This is a genomic window from Azospirillum soli, from assembly GCF_017876165.1.
Classification (GTDB): domain Bacteria; phylum Pseudomonadota; class Alphaproteobacteria; order Azospirillales; family Azospirillaceae; genus Azospirillum; species Azospirillum soli.
On record NZ_JAGINQ010000005.1, the window covers coordinates 126,204 to 147,887 of the forward strand.

At 67.7% G+C, this 21,684-nt stretch carries 21 protein-coding genes; 7 read left to right on the forward strand and 14 right to left on the reverse strand.

From position 1 onward, the window contains the following. Positions 1-32: 32 nt before the first annotated feature. From J2852_RS10265 to uxaC, 4 genes are all read right to left on the reverse strand, one after another. A complete protein-coding gene (locus tag J2852_RS10265; protein WP_209874850.1) occupies positions 33-1,010 on the reverse strand; it encodes a sugar kinase in 978 nt (325 codons plus the stop codon). A gap of 13 nt (positions 1,011-1,023) precedes the next feature. Continuing rightward, positions 1,024-1,971, reverse strand: a complete 948-nt coding sequence (locus tag J2852_RS10270) for a DMT family transporter (protein ID WP_209874853.1) — start codon at positions 1,969-1,971, stop codon at positions 1,024-1,026. A 455-nt stretch (positions 1,972-2,426) separates the two neighbouring features. Continuing rightward, positions 2,427-3,950, reverse strand: coding sequence for a UxaA family hydrolase (locus tag J2852_RS10275; RefSeq protein ID WP_209874856.1), 1,524 nt, complete (start codon positions 3,948-3,950; stop codon positions 2,427-2,429). Between the two features lie 66 nt (positions 3,951-4,016). Further along, the gene (gene uxaC / locus J2852_RS10280; RefSeq protein ID WP_209874858.1) at positions 4,017-5,417 is read right to left on the reverse strand and encodes a glucuronate isomerase; all 1,401 of its coding nucleotides are present in this window, start codon (positions 5,415-5,417) and stop codon (positions 4,017-4,019) included. 272 nt (positions 5,418-5,689) lie between these two features. On the opposite strand from uxaC, the gene J2852_RS10285 reads away from it, so the two are divergent. Next, positions 5,690-6,466, forward strand: a complete 777-nt coding sequence (locus tag J2852_RS10285; RefSeq protein ID WP_425514362.1) for a GntR family transcriptional regulator — start codon at positions 5,690-5,692, stop codon at positions 6,464-6,466. Here the strand turns inward: J2852_RS10285 and J2852_RS10290 are convergent, their stop codons facing one another. Further along, entirely contained in the window at positions 6,467-7,126 is a 660-nt protein-coding gene (locus tag J2852_RS10290; protein WP_209874864.1) for an HAD family hydrolase, read from the reverse strand. A 262-nt stretch (positions 7,127-7,388) separates the two neighbouring features. On the opposite strand from J2852_RS10290, the gene J2852_RS10295 reads away from it, so the two are divergent. Further along, entirely contained in the window at positions 7,389-7,796 is a 408-nt protein-coding gene (locus J2852_RS10295; RefSeq protein WP_209874867.1) for a PRC-barrel domain-containing protein, read from the forward strand. Positions 7,797-7,808: 12 nt separating this feature from the next. Here the strand turns inward: J2852_RS10295 and J2852_RS10300 are convergent, their stop codons facing one another. The 3 genes from J2852_RS10300 to J2852_RS10310 form a co-directional block, all read right to left on the reverse strand. Next, the gene (locus tag J2852_RS10300; protein ID WP_209874878.1) at positions 7,809-8,567 is read right to left on the reverse strand and encodes a 2-keto-4-pentenoate hydratase; all 759 of its coding nucleotides are present in this window, start codon (positions 8,565-8,567) and stop codon (positions 7,809-7,811) included. 40 nt (positions 8,568-8,607) lie between these two features. Next, entirely contained in the window at positions 8,608-9,627 is a 1,020-nt protein-coding gene (gene kdgT / locus J2852_RS10305) for a 2-keto-3-deoxygluconate transporter (protein WP_209874881.1), read from the reverse strand. 406 nt (positions 9,628-10,033) lie between these two features. Further along, a complete protein-coding gene (locus J2852_RS10310; protein WP_209874884.1) occupies positions 10,034-10,714 on the reverse strand; it encodes a TerC family protein in 681 nt (226 codons plus the stop codon). Positions 10,715-11,153: 439 nt separating this feature from the next. On the opposite strand from J2852_RS10310, the gene J2852_RS10315 reads away from it, so the two are divergent. After that, positions 11,154-11,336 carry a hypothetical protein gene (locus J2852_RS10315; protein WP_209874887.1) on the forward strand — a complete coding sequence of 61 codons (183 nt, stop codon included), beginning with the start codon at positions 11,154-11,156 and terminating at the stop codon, positions 11,334-11,336. A gap of 105 nt (positions 11,337-11,441) precedes the next feature. Here the strand turns inward: J2852_RS10315 and J2852_RS10320 are convergent, their stop codons facing one another. The 3 genes from J2852_RS10320 to pyk form a co-directional block, all read right to left on the reverse strand. Continuing rightward, entirely contained in the window at positions 11,442-12,344 is a 903-nt protein-coding gene (locus tag J2852_RS10320; protein WP_209874890.1) for a formate/nitrite transporter family protein, read from the reverse strand. 11 nt (positions 12,345-12,355) lie between these two features. Further along, positions 12,356-13,138 carry a pyruvate formate-lyase-activating protein gene (gene pflA, locus J2852_RS10325; RefSeq protein ID WP_209874893.1) on the reverse strand — a complete coding sequence of 261 codons (783 nt, stop codon included), beginning with the start codon at positions 13,136-13,138 and terminating at the stop codon, positions 12,356-12,358. 149 nt (positions 13,139-13,287) lie between these two features. After that, positions 13,288-14,835, reverse strand: coding sequence for a pyruvate kinase (pyk, locus tag J2852_RS10330; protein WP_246499469.1), 1,548 nt, complete (start codon positions 14,833-14,835; stop codon positions 13,288-13,290). 436 nt (positions 14,836-15,271) lie between these two features. Here pyk and J2852_RS10335 point away from each other — a divergent pair, with 436 nt between their 5' ends. The 4 genes from J2852_RS10335 to J2852_RS10350 are packed head-to-tail and all read left to right on the forward strand — an operon-like array spanning position 15,272 to position 18,043. Then, positions 15,272-16,033 (forward strand): GntR family transcriptional regulator, encoded by a 762-nt coding sequence (locus J2852_RS10335; RefSeq protein ID WP_209874895.1) that lies wholly within the window; start codon positions 15,272-15,274, stop codon positions 16,031-16,033. 11 nt (positions 16,034-16,044) lie between these two features. Continuing rightward, the gene (gene kduI / locus J2852_RS10340) at positions 16,045-16,881 is read left to right on the forward strand and encodes a 5-dehydro-4-deoxy-D-glucuronate isomerase (protein ID WP_209874897.1); all 837 of its coding nucleotides are present in this window, start codon (positions 16,045-16,047) and stop codon (positions 16,879-16,881) included. Positions 16,882-16,910: 29 nt separating this feature from the next. Continuing rightward, the gene (gene kduD / locus J2852_RS10345) at positions 16,911-17,675 is read left to right on the forward strand and encodes a 2-dehydro-3-deoxy-D-gluconate 5-dehydrogenase KduD (RefSeq protein ID WP_209874899.1); all 765 of its coding nucleotides are present in this window, start codon (positions 16,911-16,913) and stop codon (positions 17,673-17,675) included. Between the two features lie 17 nt (positions 17,676-17,692). Next, positions 17,693-18,043: a cupin domain-containing protein gene (locus J2852_RS10350; protein WP_209874901.1), complete on the forward strand. Its 351-nt coding sequence runs from the start codon at positions 17,693-17,695 to the stop codon at positions 18,041-18,043. 94 nt (positions 18,044-18,137) lie between these two features. On the opposite strand, the gene J2852_RS10355 is transcribed toward J2852_RS10350, so the two are convergent. The 3 genes from J2852_RS10355 to J2852_RS10365 form a co-directional block, all read right to left on the reverse strand. Next, on the reverse strand, positions 18,138-18,713 hold the full coding sequence (locus J2852_RS10355; RefSeq protein ID WP_209874904.1) for a hypothetical protein: 576 nt from the start codon (positions 18,711-18,713) through the stop codon (positions 18,138-18,140). A 193-nt stretch (positions 18,714-18,906) separates the two neighbouring features. Next, positions 18,907-20,121, reverse strand: a complete 1,215-nt coding sequence (locus J2852_RS10360; RefSeq protein WP_209874906.1) for an acetate/propionate family kinase — start codon at positions 20,119-20,121, stop codon at positions 18,907-18,909. A 10-nt stretch (positions 20,122-20,131) separates the two neighbouring features. After that, positions 20,132-21,577: a bifunctional enoyl-CoA hydratase/phosphate acetyltransferase gene (locus J2852_RS10365; RefSeq protein ID WP_209874909.1), complete on the reverse strand. Its 1,446-nt coding sequence runs from the start codon at positions 21,575-21,577 to the stop codon at positions 20,132-20,134. Positions 21,578-21,684: the final 107 nt, after the last annotated feature.

Consider the following 21,684-nt stretch of genomic DNA (forward strand, 5'->3'; position numbering starts at 1 on the left):
ATATATCAATTTAGAGTTCAAGCGCTTTCCCCTCAGGCCTTCACCTCTCCGAGCGCGGACAGGCCGGCCGTGGCTTCGCGGGGGATGATGGCGCCGCGATGCTGGATGACGATGGCGGCCAGCTTGTGGGCCAGCCTGGCGGCTTCGACCGGCGTCCGCCCCGCCAGCCGTCCGGCGAGGTAACCGGCGCTGAAGCTGTCGCCCGCCGCCGTGGTGTCCACGACCGTGGCGACCCGCTCGGACGGGACTTCCACGTCGCCGTCGGCACCGGCGACGATGCAGCCGGGCTTTTCCAGCTTCAGCACGATTTCGGGCACACCGGCCGAGCGAACGCGCTCCAGCACCGTGCCGGCGTCGGGATCGCCGTAGAGCGCGCTCAGGTCCTCAACGCCGGGCAAGGCGATGTCGGTGCGCCGGAGCATGGCGTCGTAGGCAGCCTGCGCCGTCTCCTTGTTCGGCCACAGGCGCGGCCGCCAGTTGGTGTCGAAGGCAACGCGCCCGCCACGCTCACGCATGCGGTCGAGCAGCGGGAACAGCACTTCGCGGCCCTTTTCCCCCCAGATCGCCAGGCTGATGCCGGAGAGGTAGAGCAGGTCGTAGCCTTCCAGCGCCGCGATCAGGGCGGGCGATTGCGGCAGCACGAACAGCTCGCGGGCCGGGGCGGTGTCGCGCCAGTAAAGGAAGCGGCGTTCGCCCTTGTCGTCGGTCTCGATCATGTAGAGGCCGGGCACGCGGCCGGGCACGCGCAGCACCTGGGCCGTGCCGACCCCTTCGGCGGTCCAGGCGGCCAGCATGGACGCGCTGTGCGGATCGTCGCCGAGCGCGGTGACATAGTCCACCGGGGCGCCCAGACGTGCCAGATAGACGGCGGTGTTCAGCGTGTCGCCGCCGAAGCCCATGGTGAAGGTGCCGTCCGGGCGGCGCACCAGCTCCAGCATGCATTCGCCCAAGGCGGCAACCTTGGGAGCGGCGGTTTCTGGTGCCGCTACGCGCGGCGTGAAATCCAACATGTCGAGAACTCCTCTATTCCGCCGCAGCCAGTCGCCGAACCCTGATCCGTTCGCGATGGGCGGTGTAGAGCCCGCTCGCGACGATCACGGCCGATCCGACGAAGGTCCACACATCGGGAACCGCGCCGAACACGAGATAGCCCAGCCCCGACGACCAGATCAGCTGTATGTACGCATAGGAGGCCAGCACCGACGCGTCGCCGTACCGGTAGGCCACCACGAGAATTCCTTGCGCCACGGTTGACATGACGCCGATGAAGACGCCCACCGCGATCTGCCAGCCGTCCGGCATCACCGCGTCGAAGGGCAGGAGCACGCTCAGCACCGCAAGGCCGGTCAGGGCGCTCCAGATCAGCGTCGTGGCGGCGCTTTGCTCCCCGGTCATCTTGCGCGTCGCGACGATGCCGCAGGCCCAGCTGGCCGCCGACAGGATCGGGAAGATCGCCGCGGCCTGGAAGGTAGCGCCACCGGGCCGGATGACGATCAGCACGCCCGCCAGCCCGAACAGGACCGCCGCCCAGCGCCGCAGGCCGATGTCCTCACGCAGGAAGACGATCGACAGGAGGGTGATGAAGACGGGCGACACGTAGCTGATCGCCGCGGCCTCCGCCATTGGCAGGGTGCGCATGGCCATGATGAAGAACAGCGCCGAGCCCAGCATGCCGAGACCGCGCACGATCTGCAGAACCGGCCGTTCCGTGCGGACGACCGCAGGGCCGTGGCGCAGCACCAGCGGAAGCATCAGCAGCGCGAAGCTGGCGTAGCGCATCCAGGCGATCTCGATGGGCGGAAGCGTCTGGCCCAGATATTTCGCCGCCGCGTCCGAGCACGAGAAGAACGCCATCGCCAGCATGACAAGCAGGATGCCGCGCACCGGATCGTCCCGGCGAGCGCCGACAAGCGGGGCGCGGGGCGTCCCGTCGGTGTCTTGGGTTTCCGGGCGGCTGGTGCAGTCGGGCATGGACCGGGTTGGGGTGCGTTGGCTGCGGTTCAGAATATTAATATATCACTTGTGCGGAGAGCGCAAGAAAAAGGCCACCGGTACGTCCCCGATGGCCTTGAAGTGCTTTCACAGAGAATCGCCAGCCGGGAGGAAATCCGCGTCAGCGTGCGCGGCCGCCCGACAGGGCAACAGGATGATCGAACGAATGCATTTATACTAGTATACCAATTCGGGCGCAAGCCCTTTTGCGTTGGCTGACCCGAGTTTCCCGCCCTTGCCCATTTCGTCATTCCCGCGAAGGCGGGAATCCAGCCCATTCGAGTACTTATGTGCGGAGTTTTCTGGATTCCCGCCTGCGCGGGGATGACGAGGAGGGTGGGTGGTTGCCGGCCGGCAACGATCAAGCGGGGTTAAGGCAGGTCCTGTAGGCCGCCCCCTCTCCCCCGCCGGGGCGGGAGGGAGGGGTATGGGCCTTACATCACGGCGCCCATCTGCCAGGGGGCGAACTCGTCGGCGCCGAAGCCCAACTCCTCGCTCTTGGTCTTGCGGCCCGACGCGGTCGCCAGCACCAGTTCGAAGATTTGCCGGCCGACCTCCTCGATGGTGGCGTCGCCGGTGGCGATGGTGCCGCAGTCGATGTCCATGTCGTCGGTCATGCGCCGGTAGAGCGGCGTGTTGGTCGCCAGCTTCAGGCTGGGCGTCGGCTTGGAGCCGAACACCGAACCACGGCCCGTCGTGAAGCACAGCACGTTGGCGCCGCCGGCCACCTGACCGGTCGCCGACACCGGGTCGTAGCCCGGCGTGTCCATGAAGACGAGGCCCGGCCCCTGGATCGGCTCGGCGTAGCGAACCACGTCCACGAGGTTGGTGGTGCCGGCCTTGGCGACGGCGCCCAGCGACTTCTCCAGGATGGTGGTCAGGCCGCCCTTCTTGTTGCCGGGCGACGGGTTGTTGTTCATCTCGCCGCCGGTGCGGCTGGTGTATTCCTCCCACCAGCCGATGCGCTCGACCAGCTTGCGGCCGATCTCCGGCGTTACGGCGCGGCGGGTCAGCAGATGCTCGGCGCCATAGACCTCCGGCGTCTCGCTCAGCACGGCGGTGCCGCCGTTGCGGATCAGCAGATCGACGGCGTAGCCCAGCGCCGGGTTGGCGGTGATGCCCGAATAGCCGTCGGAGCCGCCGCACTGGAGCGCCAGCGTCAGGTGGCTGGCCGGCAGGGTCTCGCGCTTGACGTCGTTGATCTGCGGCAGAAGGGACTGGATCAGGCGGACGCCCTCGCGGACCGCCGCCGCCGTACCGCCGATGTCTTGGATGCTGATCGTGTGCAGGCGCTCGGTCGGGGCCAGTCCCTCGGCCTCGACCAGCTTGTCGATCTGGTTCACCTCGCAGCCGAGGCCCAGGATGATGACGGCGGCGAAGTTCGGGTGACGGGCATAGCCGCCGATGGTCCGGCGCAGCAGGTCGATGGGCTCGCCCTGGGCACCCATGCCGCAGCCGGAGCCATGGGTCAGCGCGACGACGCCGTCGATGTTGGGATAGTCGGCCAGCGCGGCGCCCCGGAACTGGTCGGCGATCATCCGCGCGGCGGTGGCGGAGCAGTTCACGCTGGTCAGCACGCCGATGTAGTTGCGGGTCGCGACGCGGCCGTCCGGGCGGACGATGCCCTGGAAGGTGGCGCGTTCCGATTCCGGCACGTGGTCGGTCGGCTTGGCGTCGGCGCCGAAGGCGTGGTCGCGCTCGAAGCTGTCGCCCATGCCCAGATTGTGGACGTGGACGTGGTCGCCCGGCGCGATGTCGGCGGTGGCGAAGCCGATGACCTGGTTGTACTTGCGCACCGGCTCACCGGTGGCGATGGCCTGCACCGCGACCTTGTGGCCGGAGGGGATGGCGGCCCGCGCCTCCACCGACGTGCCGGGGATCGCGGTGCCCGGCAGCAGATCGACGCCGGCAACGACGACGTTGTCCGCGGGATGCAGGCGGATGGTCAGCGATGCCATGGGGTGTCCTTCCTTTCCCTGTAGAACTCCCTCTCCCAGCCCTGCCGGGAGAGGGGGACATTTCCGCTAGAGCTTGTAGGCCTTCTTGGCGAGGTTGTAGGCGAGGTCCACCGCCAGCTCCTTGGCTTCGTCCTCGTCCAGCCGGTGTTCGGCGACCAGACGGGCGAGGAAGGCGCAATCCACGCGCCGCGCCACGTCGTGACGCGCGGGGATCGAGCAGAAGGCGCGCGTGTCGTCGTTGAAGCCGACCGTGTTGTAGAAGCCGGCCGTCTCGGTGACCATCTCGCGGAAGCGGCGCATGCCCTCGGGGCTGTCGTGGAACCACCAGGCCGGCCCCAGGCGCAGGGCAGGGTAATGACCGGCCAGCGGCGCCAGTTCGCGGCTGTAGCTGGTCTCGTCCAGGGTGAAGAGGATGATGGTCAGGTCGCGCTCGTTGCCGACGCGGTCGAGCAGCGGCTTCAACGAGCGTACATACTCGGTCTGGCTCGGGATGTCGGCGCCCTTGTCGCGGCCGAACCGCTCAAACACCAGCGGGTTGTGGTTGCGGAAGGAGCCGGGGTGGATCTGCATGACCAGACCGTCCTCCAGGCTCATCTTCGCCATTTCCGTCAGCATCTGTCCACGGAACAGCTCCGCCTCCGCCGGTGTGACGGTGCCGCGCAGGGCCTTTTCGAACAGGCGTTCGGCGTCGGCGGTCGACAGGTCGGCCGTGGCGGCGGTCGGATGGCCGTGGTCGGTGGAGGTGGCGCCGAACTCCTTGAAGTACTGGCGGCGGTTCTTCAGCGCGGCGAGGTAGCCGGCCCAGGTCGCGGTGTTCTCACCCGTCAGGGCGCCCAGCGCCTTGACGTTGCCCTGGAAGCCCTCGAACTCCGGATCGACGACGGGGTCGGGGCGGAAGGCGGTGATGACCCGGCCCTTCCAGCCGCTCTCGCGGATGGCGCGGTGATGCTCCAGCGTGTCGAGCGGGGACTCGGTGGTCGCCAGCAGTTCGATGTTGAAGCGCTCGAACAGGGCGCGCGGGCGGAATTCCGGCGTGCGCAGGCAGGCGTCGATCTGGTCGTAGATCGCGTCGGCGGTAGCCGGACTCAGGCGCTCGGTGATGCCGAAGACGGTCTCGAACGCGTGCTCCAGCCACATGCGGGTCGGCGTGCCACGGAACAGGTACCAGTGCTCGGCCAGCAGCCGCCAGATCTTGCGGGAATCCGTCTCCACCGGCGCGCCGTCCTTGCGGCGCACGCCCAGGCTCTCGATCGACACGCCCTGGCTGTACAGCATGCGGAAGGCGTAATGGTCGGGCACGACGAACAGCGTCGCCGGATCCGGGAACGCCTCGTCCTTCGCGAACCAGGACGGATCGGTGTGGCCGTGCGGGCTGATGATGGGCAGGTCGCTCACCTCCGCGTACAGCCGGCGCGCGATGGCGCGCTGCGTGGCGTCGCTCGGGAAAAGGCGGTCGGGGTGGAGCATCGTTCCTCTCCGCTGCGGGAAATCGGGAAGCCGGTCGTTTCGACCAATCGGTTTTGGGCCAATAAGCCTTGGGCCAATAAGCCTTGAGAAGGGTGGCGAACGGCGGGCGCTGGCCGACCTTCCGTCTTGCTGGGACAATATTAATATATCAGTTCAGATTGCAAGGGCCTTGTTATCCCCTGCGACGGACTATCACCTTTTGCCGATCCTGTTTGACCCCCGCCGCAACGCCCCGATATATTAGGAGCAGCAAATTTTCCAAAGGGGAGCGGGTGGTGAGCAAGGCGGCACGGGCCACGGATACGGAGCAGGGCGTGACCACGCGGACCAAGCGCCGTGTTGCGGCGCCGGCTCCGGTGACCCGTCCGGCGGCGCGCGCGGCGACGGTGTCGGCGACCATCCACCGCGACCTGCGCGCGGCCATCGTGTCGCTGCGCCGCAAGCCCGGCGAGCCGATCGCCGAGAAGCTGATCGCCCAGGACTACGGGGTCAGCCGCACGCCGGTGCGCGAGGCCATCCTGAAGCTGGCCGACGAGGGGCTGGTCGAGATCTTCCCGCAGTCGGGCACCTTCGTCGCGCGCATCCCGCTGGGCGCCCTGCCGGAAGCCTTCGCCATCCGCAAGGCGCTGGAGGAGGCGACCGTGCGCTACGCCGCCGCGCGCGCCACGCGCAGCCAGATCGCGCTGCTGCGCGCCAACCTGGAGCTGCAGCGCGAGCGCGCCGCGGCCGGCGACTTCGAGGGCTTCCACCTGGCCGACGAGGCGTTCCACGCGCTGGTCGCCGAGGCCGCCGGCTACCCCGGCTTCTGGGCCTTGACGCAGCAGGTCAAGGTGCAGATCGACCGCTTCCGCCGCCTGACCCTGCCGGTGATGGGGCGCATGCCGGTGGTCATCGCCGAGCACGAGGCCATCCTCGACGCCATCGCGGCGCACGACCCGGCCGCCGCCGCCCGCGCCCTCGACAGCCACCTCGACGACCTCCAGGTCACCATCGCCGACGCGCAAAAGGCCAACCCCCTCTACTTCACAACCCCAGAGGATCAGGGGTAATCACACGCGGGTCACCGCCGCGATGGCCGCTTTCAGTCCGGTCAGGTCGGGTTCGGTGCGCGTGCCTTCGGGGAAGATGTTGTCCTGGCCGGGCAGCACGACGCCGATGAAGGGCAACCCGTTCTCCCGTGCCGCCTCCATGTCCGTCAGCGCGTCGCCGACCATCACGGTTTCGGCCGGGGACAGGCCATTCGCGGCGATGATGTCCCGCACCACCTCGGTCTTGTGCGTCGGCGAACCGCGTACTTCCACGAACAGGGGAGCCCAGCCGCGCCGGGCGACGATCCGCTGCAATTCCACCTCCGGCGTGCCGGACGCCACGAACAGCGGCAGGGCGTCGGCGTGGGCGCGGACGAACTCCAGCGCGCCGGGAATGGACGGGCAGGCGGTCACCGCATCCTCCACCAGTTCGGAGAAGCGCTGCGCGAGTTCGGCGATCCGCTCGTCATCGACGGTGCGGCCGAGCATCGTCTCCTCGATGTGGCGGAGCTTGCTGATACGCGAAATGCCCGCGTAAAGGCGATAATAGGCGGCGATTTCGGCGCAGAACGCCTCGCCGTGATCGCGGTACATCTCGATGAACGCGCCGATCTTGATGGGGTTGGAATCGACGATGACGCCATCGAAATCGAAGATGACCGCGCGGCAGGGCAGGGGCATGTCTGAGCCTTTCCGTTTCGTTGCGTGGCTTACACAGCAAAAAGGCCACCGAGGTTAACCCCTGTGGCCTGAGTTTTAGAGGAAACGTCCAGTTCAAAGTTGCAGGGACCGACCATCCCGCAACAGATGTACCGAAAGTATACTAATATATATAGTGGCGCAAGCGCGATCTGCGCCGTGGGGCATCCGGGTGAGAAGCGCAACTCCAGCCGTCCCTCTTCCGTTGATGTTGCAGAGGGGCAACATTACGGGAGTTGAACCCATGCGCGCACTCGCTGCCGGAGCGCTGGCGACCCTGCTTGGCGCCGCCATCCTGCCCGCACCCGCCGTGGCCTGCCCGAGCCCGGATGAACTGGCGGTGATCGGCGGGCAGCCGCTGTCCGATCTGGACGATCTGATAGACCGCGTCGTCGTCGGCAGCGACGGCCGGCGGCTGGGGACGGTGGAGGACGTGACGCTCGACGACTGCCGGACCCCGAAAGACATCATCGTCAGTGAAGGCAGCTCCGGCCGGGCGGTGGCGATCCCGGTCCAGCTCATCCGGGCCGAGGTTGGCGAGGATGAACTTCAGCTCTCCGATATGACCGTCGCCGCAATGCACGCGCTGCCCTCCTACGACCGCGAGGCGGCGGTCACCTCTTTGGGAAGAGAAAACGCGCCGCCTCGTTGACGTGATGCGTGCTTACTGGACGGTCAGTTCGATCGTGCCGAAGCCCGGATAGGTGGCGACGCTGCGGCTTCCCGGCTGGACGAAGATCGTACCGGTGCAGGAGCCGGTGGTCACCGCGTCCCCGGCGTGCAGGCCGCCGAACGGCTTGGCGCCGACGTTGGCGAGCCACGTCAGCAGACGGACCGGGTCGCCGGCGGAGTTGCCGCCGACCACGTCGGCCGCGCGCTTGCCATCGATGTCCAGCGTGATCGGCTGCTTCACCGGATCGATGGACCGCCAGTTCGGGACGGCGGCGCCGATGATCAGGGCCCCGTGGTTCGCCTGATCGGCCAGATGACTCAGCGCGTCCTGGGACCCGTAGGTGGCGAAGCGCGTGTCGCAGATCTCGAAGGCCGGATGGACGGAGGCGACGGCGTCCAGCACCTCCTCCCGCGTCCAGGGCTCGTCACGAGCCGGCAGGTCGCGGCCGAGGCGGTAGACGATCTCCGCCTCGATGCCGATGACGTGGAACAGGTCGGCCGGCAGCCGGTCCACCCCGAAGAAGACCGTGGCCTGATTGATTGGCGCGCAGCTCGGTTCCGCGTCCGGGGCGGGGGCGCCGACCTTCCAGGCGGTGACGGCGCCGATGCGGCGGGCGACCTCGTTCTGGATCGCGTAGGCCTCTTCCTTGGACGAGGGGCGGGCGGAGGGCGGAAGTTCCGGGAGAAGCATCCGGTTCTGGCGCGCGGCGACCAGCGTCTCGACCGCTTGGGAGATGGTGGCGGTGTTCATGGGCACGTCCTTCAAGGTATGGCCGGCAAAGTATGGCGGGTCACTCGGCTGGGATCGCCGTGACGCCGGCTGGCGCCTCGGCTTCCGCTTGGGCGGCCTGATAGCGCGGCGACAGGATGCCGAACCGGCGGGCCCACCAAGCGGTCAGGATCGGAGTCAGCAGCGAGGTGACGACGACGCAGGTGGCGACCAGGGCGGTGGCGGCCGGGGCGCTCGGCGCGAAGCTCGGCTCGATGGAAGCGATGATCGGCGGAACGGTGACGGCGGCCCCGGCGGTCGAGGCGGCGCCGATGCCGGCCGTGCCGTTGCCCTTGGCCAGGAAGATGTCGGCGATGACCAGCGTGAAGCCGGTGATGGCGATGACCGCGAGGCCGAGGACGATGCCCAGCAGGCCAGTGTTCAGGATGACGCCGAAGTTCAGGTTGTTGCCGAGCGCAAAGGCGAAGAAGGGCACCATCACCGGCACGGCCTGACGGAAGAACTGGCGCAGATCCTTGTCAAGGTTGCCGAGCGCGAAGCCGATGACGAAGGGCAGCAGCGCGCCGACCATGGTCTGCCACGGGAAGGCGGCCAGACCGGCCAGACCCAGCGTTGCCATGGTCATGAAGGGACCGGATTCCAGGCACATCAGGCAGAAGGCGCCGGATTCCTCCTTGGTGCCGTACTGCTGCATCAGCGCCATGTACATGCCGCCGTTGGTGTCGTTCATGGCGGCGATGATCGCCAGCACCGACAGGCCGGAGAAGAAGCCGGCGGTGATGCCCTCCGACGGGATGAACCAGGACGCAATGATGCCCATCGTGGCGGCGGTGAGGATCTTGACCGAGACAAGGACGCCGCTCTTGCGCAGAACCAGCGGGGTGGCCTTCAGGCTGATGCTGGCGCCGATGCAGAAGAACCACACGGACAGGATCGGCAGCGTTCCGGTGATCAGCCCGTTGGTGAAGGAGCCGAAGAACTTGCCGGTACCGGGAGCGAAGGTGTTCAGGCAGGCGCCGAGGAACAGGGGAAGGATCATCATTCCGCCGGGAATGCGGTCGATCTGGGACTTGATTTTCATCGTCGGTGCTCCTTGGACGGCCAAGACCTTGTCTGTGTCGGGAAGCCGTCGTGGGGATGTGTTCGGAAGGCAGGACTCGAAAGCTTTAGAAGCGGTCCCTTCGTCGCTTCCGGTGTCCGTGCGCAAACCGTTCGGAAACCGTCCGTATCATGAGCCAAATCATGGTGAAGCTCCTTCCCCGATCGCAGGTCGAAGCGATTTCCGCGTGGCGGATCGGGGCCTGACGGGAAGGCGGTACGGTCGTCGCGCCATGTCTTCCCGTGGGTTGGATACTAATATATTAGCATGGTTAAGCAAGCGATTCCCGTGTCTGCGCGGACGCTCGACACAATGTCGCACCTCTTTCGATTTCTATCGGAACCCAACCTTGGCGAGGCGTTTGGCCCCGCCAAGTGCGATGCTTGGGTCAGTGGAGCCAGGCGGTGTGGGCGAGGACTTCGTTGGAGCCCCGCCAGATCATGTCGAGCGCCACGTAAGTGATGATCGCGAGGCCGATCCAGCCGATCCAGCGATGCTTGTGAAGCAGGCGCGCGATGAAGTTGGCCGCAGCACCCATCAGCGCCACGGACAGCAGGAGCCCGATCACCAGGATGGTCGGATGCTCCTTGGCGGCCCCAGCCACCGCCAGCACGTTGTCGAGCGACATCGACACGTCGGCCACGACGATCTGCCAGACCGCCGCACCGACCGTCGTCGCACCGGCCGCCGCCGCAACAGCGGCGGTGTTGTTCATGGTGGCGGCTTCCGGCAGGACGTCGGGGGCGTTCATGGCCTCATCAGGGGTGACCTCGTCCTCTCCACCGGCGTGCAGTTCGCGGAACATCTTCCAGCAGACCCAAAGCAGCAGCACGCCGCCGGCCAGTGTCAGGCCGATGATCGCCAGCAGCTGGGTGGTCATCAGGGCGAACAGGATGCGCAGAACGATGGCCGCGCTGATGCCCCAGAGGATGACCTTCTTCCGCTGTTCCGCCGGAACGGCGGCGGCGGCCATGCCGACCACGATGGCGTTGTCGCCGGCCAGCACGAGGTCGATGGCGACCACCTGCCCAAGCGCGGCGAGCTCGGCCCAGAGATCAACGGACATCATGAGCATGCCTCCTTAAAGCCGGGGCATTGTTCGATCAGGCGCGCCCCGCCGCCCTGTCGCGGCGCTGTCATTGCGCCGTCAAAAAAGGAAGACCCCAGAGCGGGGCCGTATACGAGGTTATACTAGTATATCAGATGCCGGTGCAAGCCCCAATCGCCGTCTTTCCCGCACGTACGCTGAGACGTCGCAATGCCCACCGGAAGGGACTGTTCCGGGCAATGATTTGCCCCGCCAAGCATGTAACAGCGCTACGATGAATCTGTAATAGCGCTGCGAGTGTTTCATAATAGCGCTATGCTGCATTGCAACAGCGCGAACTCAGCCATGCAAAGGCTGCCCGTTGTTCTGAAGACACTTAGGAACAATACTTTCTTTCAGACAGCGGCATGTTTCCAAACCGGATGGATTGCCGCGCCAACCGGAATGCCAGGAGCAAGCCATGCACGATGACTTCCCGTTTTCTTCGTGGTCCCTCAACGCGTCGCAGGACATGAGGGCCATTCGCCGTCAAGCCGAGGAGATGCGCGCTCAGTATCTGAAGACGCTGTTCCGCCGCCTCTTCTCCGCCGGTGCCGGTCATTCCCGCCCGACCGGCGGTCGGCTGTCGGGCATGGGGGCGTAAGCCTCGACGTCCGCACTGTCCCGTCGAACGAAAAGGGCGCCGGATCGATTCCGGCGCCCTTTTCGTGCTCTGCCTTCTGGCGGTTTGAACCGAAGGCGCTCGATGTCAGTGATGTGTGCGGCGGCTTGGGCGGCGGTAGATGAACCAGTAGATGCCGCCGACGAGCAGCGCGCCGCCGATCCAGTTGCCCAGCGTCACCGCCGCGAGGTTCAGCAGGAACCCGCCGACCGGGATCACCGGCGCTGCGCGGCCGAGGTCGGCCCAGAAGGCGTCCGGGGCGCCCCACTGGATGAGCAGCCCCAGCGGCACGAAGTACATGTTCGCCACGCAGTGCTCAAAGCCCGCCGCCACGAAGGCGCTGACCGGGAACACGATCGCCAGAATCTTGTCCGACACGCTGCGCGCGCCCAGCGCCAGCCACACCGCCAGACAGACCAGCACGTTGCACAGAATGCCCAGGAAAAAGGCCTGCCCCATGGGCAGCGACGCCTTGGCCGTGGCGAAATAGAGCGCCTGCGCCCCCACCGCCCCGTGCCCGAACGTGTACTGGCCGGACAGGAACACCAGCAGCGCCGTCCCGGCCGCGCCGACGAAGTTGCCGACCCACACGGTCGTCCACACCCGCAGCATCGCGCCGGTCGTCAGCCGCCCGCTCGCCCAGGCCATCACCATCAGCGCGTCGCCGGTGAACAGCTGCGCCCCGCCGACGATGACCAGCACCAGCCCCAGCGAGAAGACCAGCCCTCCGAGCAGCCGGGTCAGGCCGTAGGGCAGCATCCCCTCCGCGCCCGACATGGTGACCGTGGCGAACAGCCCGCCCAGCGCCACGAAGGCGCCGGCCAGCATCGCAAGGGCGAACAGCGTGGCGGTGTCGTAGTGCGCCTTCTTGACGCCCAGCTCCTCGGCGGCCAGCGCGATGGCGTCGGGCAGGCGGGCGTCCAGCGCCAGCGGCGGGACGGGGCTTGGCGAGACGGGGCCTTCCGGCACGGGGGTGCGATGCGTGTCCATGGTGGTGGTCCTTACGAGGCCACGGTCAGGCCGCGCGCCCGGAACAGCTCGCGCACTTGCCCGGTCAGTTCGGCCGAGGGTGGTTCGGTGTTGGCCAGCGTGTAGGGCAGGCCCAGCTCGCGCCACTTGAACTCGCCCATCTTGTGGAAGGGCAGCACGTCGACGCGCTCGACCACCTCCAGCCCGGCGGCGAACTCGGCCAGCCCTTCGATCTCCGTCAGGTCGTCGGTCAGGCCGGGGACGAGGACGTAGCGCAGCCAGATCGGCTTGCGCAGCAGCGACAGGCGCTCGGCGAACTCCAGGGTGGGGCGCAGCGGCACGCTGGTCAGCTTGCGATAGGTGGCCTCTTTGAAGGCCTTGATGTCGAGCAGGACGAGATCGACGTCGGCGAGCAGGTGGTCGTCGGCGTGGCTGCCGAGGAAGCCGGAGGTGTCGAGCGCGGTGTGCAGGCCTAGGTCCTTGGCCCCGCGGAACAGGGCGGCGCAGAACTCCGGCTGGACCAGCGGCTCGCCGCCGCTGATGGTCAGGCCGCCGTGGGCGCGCTTCAGGAAGGGGGCGTAGGAGGCAAGCTCCGCCAGCACCTCAGTCGAGACGGTCGGCGTGCCGTCGTGCATGTGGCGGGTGTCGGGGTTGTGGCAGTACTGGCAGCGCAGCGGGCAGCCGGCCAGGAACAGCACGTAGCGGATGCCCGGCCCGTCCACCGTGCCACCCGTTTCGACCGAATGGACCCAGCCACGGACGGACGCTCCGGCGAGCGGGCCGGCGGGCGCGTGTGTGGGGGAGATGTGTGTCATGGCGGTGTGCTGCTGTTGGTGGACGACGGATGCTCAAACAGGCGAATTGCCGATATGTGTGGCCGGAAGCGAATTTGCACCCGCTTTCGGCTTATATGGCCTCCTTCGCCGGCTCTCGGCGGGTGCCGTCGGCACCCGCCTTCCGCGCATTAGGCGTCGGCCAGGGCCGCGTCGGCATGGAACAGGTCGGCTTGTTGCAAATCGGCCGGGCTTTGCGGCTGTTCCTGTGCGGTGCGGTCTTGCTGGCCGGCGGGCAGGCTGGGGCGTTCGACCCAGGCGATGCGCAGGATGTTGGTGGACCCTGGCATGCCGAAGGGCACCCCGGCTGTGATAACGAGGCGCTGCCCGTCCTCGGCCAGCCCGTGCGCGTAGGCGATGCGCGTCGCCTTGTGCACCATGTCGGAGAAGTTCTGGATGTCCTCGGTCAGCACGCTGTGCACGCCGTAGGCGAGCACGAGGCGGCGCGAGGCGGCCACCGTGGCGGTCAGGCAGAGGATCGGCACCTCCGGCCGCTCGCGCGCGGCGCGCAGCGTGGTGGAGCCGCTGGTGGTGTAGGTGACGATCGCCGCCGCATGGATGGTGTGCGCCACCTGCCGGGCCGCCGCGGTGATGGCGTCAGCCGCCGTCTCCTGCGGGTCGGGGTGCTGGGCGTCCATCATGGTGCGGTAGAGCGGGTCATGCTCCACGCGCCGCGCGATGCGGTCCATGATCGATACCGCTTCGATGGGGTATGCGCCGGACGCCGTCTCGGCGGAGAGCATCACCGCGTCGGCGCCGTCGAAGATGGCGGTCGCCACGTCGGACGCCTCGGCGCGGGTCGGGGCCGGGGCGGAGATCATCGACTCCAGCATCTGCGTGGCGACGATCACCGGCTTTCCGGCGCGGCGCGCCTCCCGGACGATGCGCTTCTGGATGGTCGGCACGTCCTCCGGCGGCAGTTCGACGCCGAGATCGCCGCGCGCCACCATGACGCCGTCCGACAACTCGACGATGCGCTCCAGATGCTGGATGGCCTGGGGCTTCTCCATTTTGGACAGCAGTGCCGCGCGCCCGTCGATCAGCTTGCGCGCTTCGGCCACGTCCTCCGGCCGCTGCACGAAGGAAAGGGCGACCCAGTCCACGCCCTGGTCGAGCGCGAAGGCAAGGTCGGCGCGGTCCTTCGCGGTCAGCGGCGACAGCGGTAGGACCACGTCGGGCACGTTCACGCCCTTGCGGTCGGACAGCCGGGTGCCGGACACGACAACGGTCTCCGCGAAATCGGGGCCGCAGTCGACCACGCGCAGGCGGACCTTGCCGTCGTCCAGCAGCAGGTCCGTCTCCGGCATCAGGGCGGCGAAGATCTCCGGGTGCGGCATGCCGACCCGGCTTTCGTCACCGGGTTCGGTGGAGAGGTCGAGGCGGAAGCGCTGTCCGGCCTTCAGCTCGACGGGGCCGTTGGCGAATTTGCCCAGGCGCAGCTTCGGCCCCTGCAAATCGGCCATGATGGCGATGGGGCGGCCGGTGGCGCGCTCCAGCGCGCGCAGCGCACGCACGCGCTCGCCGTGGTCCTCGTGGCTGCCGTGGCTGAAGTTCAGGCGGAAGACGTCCACGCCGGCGTCGAACAGGGCGCGGATCATCTCCGGCGAGGAGGAGGACGGCCCAAGTGTGGCGACGACCTTGGTCTGCCGGTAGCGGCGGATGGGGGATCCCGTGGTCATATCGAAGCAAGCTCCGCAAGAAGAAGGGCGGGCGGCGGATTTCGGTGGCCGAAAAGCCGGCGGTCGTTTCCGTCGGAAAGCGGCGGAACCCGATGTGCCGCATCCAAGCCTTGGCGAAGGGGGGCCCGTCCGTGCGCTGCCGGTCAGCGCTGATTGTCTCGGTAGGAAAACTACAAATATATCAGATTGGAATCAAGCCCAATCGGCCGTGGAGGCCGTTTGTGCACAAAATGCCGCACCGCGAAAGATCGGGTGTGCGGTGCGGCGTCCCCAATTCCAACGCGCCCATGCCCCGGCATCTTGAAAATGTCGGGGCAGGAGCCATCTTCTGGCTTGCGCGGCTCACTAATATATTAGTATGCTGTTTTTGGTGAGATGAACCGGCGCGTTCTCCCCTGGGTCTCCGCCTGCGGGGCGTCCGGCAACAAGGTGCATCATGATTCCATCGGTAAGGCCAAGACCCGCCACCACCCGATCGCCCTCGCGCGCCATCCCGGACGCCGCTCGGGCGCCGACGCGGGGGGCGACCGCCACGGCGGCCATCTACCGGGAACTGCGCGCCGACATCGTCGAGATGCGGCGCAAGCCCGGCGAGGCCATCGTGGAAAAGCTCATCGCCGATCGCTACGGCGTCAGCCGCACCCCGGTGCGGGAGGCGCTGCTGCGGCTGGCCGACGACGGGCTGGTGGAAATCTTTCCGCAGTCCGGCACCTTTGTCTCCCGCATTCCGGTGGACGCCCTGCCGGAAGCCATCGTGATCCGTTCCGCGCTGGAGGGCAGCGCCGTGCGCCACGCCGCCCGGCGCGCCACCGGCAGCCAGATCGCCACACTTCGCGCCAATCTGGTCTTGCAGCAGGAGTCCGAGGCGGCCGGCGACCTGAACGCCTTCCACGAGGCCGATGAGGTCTTCCACGGCCTGATCGCCGAAATGGCCGGCTACCCCGGCCTGTGGAGCTTCGCCCAGCAGGTGAAGGTTCAGGTTGACCGTTATCGCCGTCTGACGCTGCCCGAGCCGGGCCGTGTCGGCCACGTCATCGCGGAACACGCGGCCATCGTCGACGCCATCGCCGATGGTGACGCCGAGCGCGCCGAGGCCCGCATGAGCGCGCATCTCGAAGGTCTGCTGACCTCCATTCCGCACGCCCAGGGATCGAATCCCGTTTTCTTTGCCGGTTCGCCGGCTTCAACGACCTTGTGAGGAAACCATCCATGAAGATCGACGTTCGGCACGCCTCCCACCAGGATGACGTCCGCTCCTACGACACCCAGAAGCTGCGCGACCATTTCCTGGTCCCCGCCCTGTTCGAGGCCGACGAGGTCGTGCTGACCTACAGCCACATCGACCGCTTCGTCGTCGGCGGCGCCATGCCGGTCGCCGGCCCGCTGAAGCTGGAATCGGCCAAGGCCATCGGCTCCAAGACCTTCCTGGAGCGTCGTGAGCTGGGCGCGGTCAACGTCGGCGGCCCCGGCCGCGTGACGGTGGACGGCGCGGTGTTCGATCTGGACACGCGCGACTGCCTCTACATCACCATGGGCAGCGAGGACGTGCGCTTCGAAAGCCTGGACCGCAAGAACCCGGCCAAGTTCTATCTGAACAGCGCGCCCGCCCACGCCCGCTTCGAGACCATGAAGATCTCGGCCGCCCAGGCCAAGCAGGTCCACCTCGGCGACCCGGCGCAGTCGAACGAGCGCACCATCTTCCAGATGATCCACCCGGACGTCTGCAAGACCGCGCAGCTCGTGCTCGGCATGACGGTGCTGAAGCCGAACAACATGTGGAACACCATGCCGTGCCACACCCACGACCGGCGTTGCGAGGTGTATTTCTACTTCGACCTGCCGGAGTCGGCGCGCGTCTTCCACTTCATGGGCGAGCCGGACCAGACCCGTCACATCGTGGTCGCCAACGAGCAGGCGGTGATCTCCCCCAGCTGGTCGATCCACAGCGGCGTGGGCACCCACAACTACACCTTCATCTGGGCCATGGCCGGCGACAATCAGGATTTCACCGACATGGACTTCGTCGCCATGGAAAACCTGCGCTGATTTGAGACACGGGATTTGAGGAAACGACCATGACCCAGGCACATCCCTTCGATCTTTCCGGCAAGGTGGCGCTGGTCACCGGTGCCAACACCGGCATCGGTCAGGGCATCGCCGTGGCGCTCGCCCAGGCGGGCGCCGACATCGTGGCGGTGGACATCGTCCCGCTGGACGAGACCAAGGGCCTCGTCGAGGCCGCCGGCCGCAAGTTCCACGCCATCAAGGCCGACCTGACCAGCATCGCGCCGGTCCAGGGCCTCGTGGAAGAGGCGGTCGGGACGTTCGGTAAGCTGGACATCCTGGTCAACAACGCCGGCCTGATCCGCCGCGCCGACGCGGTGGACTTCACCGAGGCCGACTGGGACCTGGTGATGAACATCAACATCAAGACGGTGTTCTTCCTCTGCCAGGCCTTCGGCCGCTACGCCATTGCCGAAGGCCGCAAGGGCAAGATCATCAACATCGCCTCCATGCTGTCCTTCCAGGGCGGCATCCGCGTGCCGTCCTACACGGCCTCCAAGAGCGGCGTCGCCGGCATCACGAAGCTGCTGGCCTGCGAATGGGCGGGCAAGGGCATCAACGTGAACGCCCTCGCGCCCGGCTATGTGGCGACCAACAACACCGCCGCCCTGCGCGCCGACGAACAGCGTTCCGCCGAGATCCTCGGCCGCATCCCGGCCGGCCGCTGGAGCCTTCCGTCGGACCTCGGCGGGCCGGCCGTGTTCCTGGCCTCCGACGCCTCCGACTACGTCCACGGCACGATCCTGCCGGTGGACGGCGGTTGGCTGGCCCGCTGAGCACCGGGAGGGGGATCATGACCACCGCCAAGACCACGACGGACGTCTTCGTGACGGACGCCGCCGTCGAATGGACTGATCTGGGCGACGGCGTGCGCCGCAAGATCCTGGGCTACAACGATGCTATGATGATGGTGCGGGTCGAGTTCGAGACCGGCGCCATCGGCCCCCTCCACCGCCACCCGCACGTCCAGTGCGCGGTGGTGGAGAAGGGCTCCTTCGACGTGACCATTGAGGGCCGCACCCAGCGGCTCGGCGTCGGCGACGGCTACATGGTGCCGTCCAACGCGCTGCACGGCGTCGTGGCCCTGGAGCCCGGCGTCCTGCTCGACATTTTCACCCCGATCCGCGAGGACTTCCTGTCGTAAGGCACAGTCTCTCGGTTGCAAGGAAAAGGCCGGACAGCTTCCCCTGTTCGGCCTTTTTCATAACCGGTGTCGCTTGGTACGCTCCGGGCGACCGTCATGCCGCCGGCAGATAGCGCCGTTCGGCGAGGCTGTTTTCGGCGGCTTCGATCAGGTCCGCCAGGGACACCCAAGGGCATTCCTCCGGCAGGCGCATCGTGTCGTCGAGCCGCAGCACCCCGTCCCGCGTCGCGCGCCAGCAGCCCGCCAGATCGGCGAACAGGTGCATCGACGGGGATTCCCGCAGGCAATGCTCCAGATCCGCCGTGGCGGTGAGCAGTTGAAGGCGCATGCCCTCCGTCCGCTTGGGCCAGACGAGGGCGAACATGATCCGCTCCGCCGCGTCCCGGACCCAATCGGGGCCGTCGGCGGTCGCCACCTCCTCCAGCGCTTCGATGACGAGGGCCGGCGCCAGCTCGTCCATCCGGCCGAGCCGGGCGAGCATCTCCTGGCGCTTCCAAGCCAGGAAGGTGTCCATGGCGTGCGGGGCGACCGCGCCGGAACCAGGAAGCTGGGGCGCATGCGGCAGATTTTCCAGCCAGTCATGCGGCAGGCCGAGGCGGTGCCCCTCCGCCAGCGTGCAGGCGCGGATGGAGGTCAGGCCAGCGTAGGGGATGGCATCGTGATCGTCCATGGTGTGCTCCGGGTCTCGATGGCAACCGGCGGGGCGGCGCGGGGCGGGACCCGCGCCGATGGCTCCGTCATACGGCCGGCGCATGATTGCTTCATGTTCGGCCGGCCGTATGCTCCTCTCGCACTTTGCTGCGCAAAGTGCTGTCGGGTTTAAACCGAAGGCGTTTGATGGAAGCCATCAAACGCCTTCGGTATCACTCGGCGGCGAGAAGCGCGTGCCGAGCGGTGCCGTGCGCCAGTGTGTCCAGCGTGTGGCTGGCGATCATGCGCTCTTCGTCGGTCGGGATGACGAAGACCGGGATGCGGCTGTCGGCGGCGGAGATCCGCGTCGCCTTGGCCCGGTTGGCCGCCGCGTCGAGCGTCACGCCCAGCCAGCCCAGCTTCTCCGACACCCGGCTCCGCACCAGCGTCGAGTTCTCGCCGACGCCGGCGGTGAACACCACCGCGTCCAGCCCGCCCATCGAACCGGCCAGCGCCGCACCCTGCTTGGCCACGCCGTGGCAGAACAGCTCCAGCGCTTCCGCCGCCGCCGGAGCGTCGGAGTTCTCCAGATCGCGCATATCGTTGGAGATGCCCGACACCCCCAGCAGGCCCGACTTGTGGTAGAGCAGCCTCTCGATCTCGTCCGCGCCCATGCCCTTCTGGCGCATCAGGTAGATCAGAACGCCGGGATCGATGCTGCCCGGCCGCGTGCCCATCGGCACGCCGTCCAGCGCGGTGAAGCCCATGCTGGTGTCCACGCTCTTGCCCGCCCGCATCGCGCACAGGCTGGCCCCGCTGCCGAGATGGCAGACCAGCACCCGCGCCTCGGCCAGCTCCGGCGCCACCTGGGGAAGGCGCTGGGCGATGTACTCGTAGGACAGGCCGTGGAAGCCGTAGCGGCGCACGCCCTCCTCGGTCAGCTCACGCGGGATGGCGAAGGTCTGCGACTGCCAGGGCTGGGTCTGGTGGAAGGCGGTGTCGAAGCAGGCCACCTGCGGCAGCGCCGGAAACACCTCGGCCAGCGCCTTCATCGCCGCCAGATTGTGCGGCTGGTGCAGGGGGGCCAGCGGAATCAGCCCTTCCAACTCGGCCAGCACCTCGGGCGTCAGCCGCACCGGCGCAGCGAAGCGGGTGCCGCCGTGCACCACCCGGTGCCCGGCTGCGACAAGGCGCACCCCTTCGGCCTCGCGCTCGATCCAGCGCAGCAGGAAGCCGAGCAGGGCCGCGCGGTCGGACTGTTCCAGCGCCTGGTCGGCAAGAACGCGCTTGGACGCGTCCTTGGCGAGAAAGCGCGGCTCGGTGCCGATGCCGGAAATCTGGCCGTTGATGACCGCCTCCAGCTCGGCCTTCCCGGACCCCAGGAACACGGAAAACTTCAGGCTCGACGAGCCCGCGTTGATGATGAGACAGGCGTCACGCTGCAACATGGATCGGCCCTCACTCGGCGGCCAGAGCGGTGGGGATGCGGGGCCGGCGCGACGCCGCGACCAGTGCCGCCACCGCGCAGGAGGCGAGGCGGGTGCGCACGTTGTCGGCGCGGCTGGTCAGGATGATCGGCACGCGGGCGCCGAGCACGATGCCGGCGGCGTCGGCGTTGGCCAGGAAGGACAGCTGCTTGGCCAGCATGTTGCCGGCCTCCAGGTCGGGCACCAGCAGGATGTCGGCCTGCCCCGAGACGGGGGAGGCGATGCCCTTGATGCGCGCCGCTTCCGCCGAGATGGCGTTGTCGAAGGCGAGCGGACCGTCGAGGATGCCGCCGGTGATCTGGCCGCGGTCGGCCATCTTGCACAGCGCCGCCGCCTCCAGCGTCGTGGCGATCTTGGGGTTGAGCGTCTCGACCGCCGACAGGATGGCGACCTTCGGCGTCTCGACGCCCAGGACCTTGGCGAGGTCGATGGCGTTCTGGACGATGTGAACCTTGTCTTCCAGCGTCGGGTAGATGTTGATCGCCGCGTCGGTGATCAGCAGGGCGCGCGGGTAGGTGGGCACGTTCATCACGAAGACGTGGCTGATGCGGCGCGACGTGCGCAGCCCGGTCTCCTTGCGGACCACCTCGGCCATCAGCTCGTCGGTGTGCAGCGAGCCCTTCATGACCGCCTCGGCCTCGCCAGCGCGGGCGAGCGCCACGGCTGTGGCGGCGGCGGCGTGGCTGTGCTCCACGTCCACCAGACGGAAGCGGGCGATGTCCAGGCCGTGGGTGACGGCGAGGGAGCGGATCTTGGCGGCCGGGCCGATCAGGATGGGGTCGATCAGGCCGGCCTCGGCGGCCTCGACGGCGCCGCGCAGGGAGCTTTCGTCGCACGGATGCGCCACGGCGGTGGGCACCGGGGGCAGGCTGTCGCACTTGTGCAGCAGCGCGTCGTGCTTGTCGTGCCGGATCATCTGGATCTGCGGCAGCGTGTGCGCGGCGCGGCACACCTTGCGGGTAGGGGCGACGACCTCGGCGGTGCCGGTCACGACGGTCTCGCCAAGCTGGTTGGTGCACCGGCAGTCGAAGACGACGATGTTCTTGTCGGCGTGCTTCTCGCGCACGGTGACGGTGGCGGTGACGACGTCGCCCAGGCCGACCGGGCGGGTGAAGCGGAGATCCTGGCCGACGTAGACGGTGCCAGCACCGGGCAGGCGGGTGCCGAGCACACCGGAAAGGAGAGCACCCGACCACATGCCGTGGCCGATGACCTTCTGGAAACGGCTGTCGGCGGCGAACTTGGCGTCCAGATGCACCGGATCGATGTTGCCCGACACGGTGGCGAACAGCTCGACATCCATCACCGTCAGCTGGCGAGACAGGCTCGCCGATTGGCCGATCGCGATCTCGTCGAAGGTGACGTTCTCGATCGGGGCCGCGTGGCCTTCGCCGCCGAGTTCACCATTGGGGTTCATTGCGGAATACTCCGGATGAAAAGACGTTGGGCAACTGCCCGTTTCAGCCGTTTCCCCCCCGGTGCGCGCCTTGGTTCCGGTATGGTCCGGAGTGTGGAGGGCGCGTC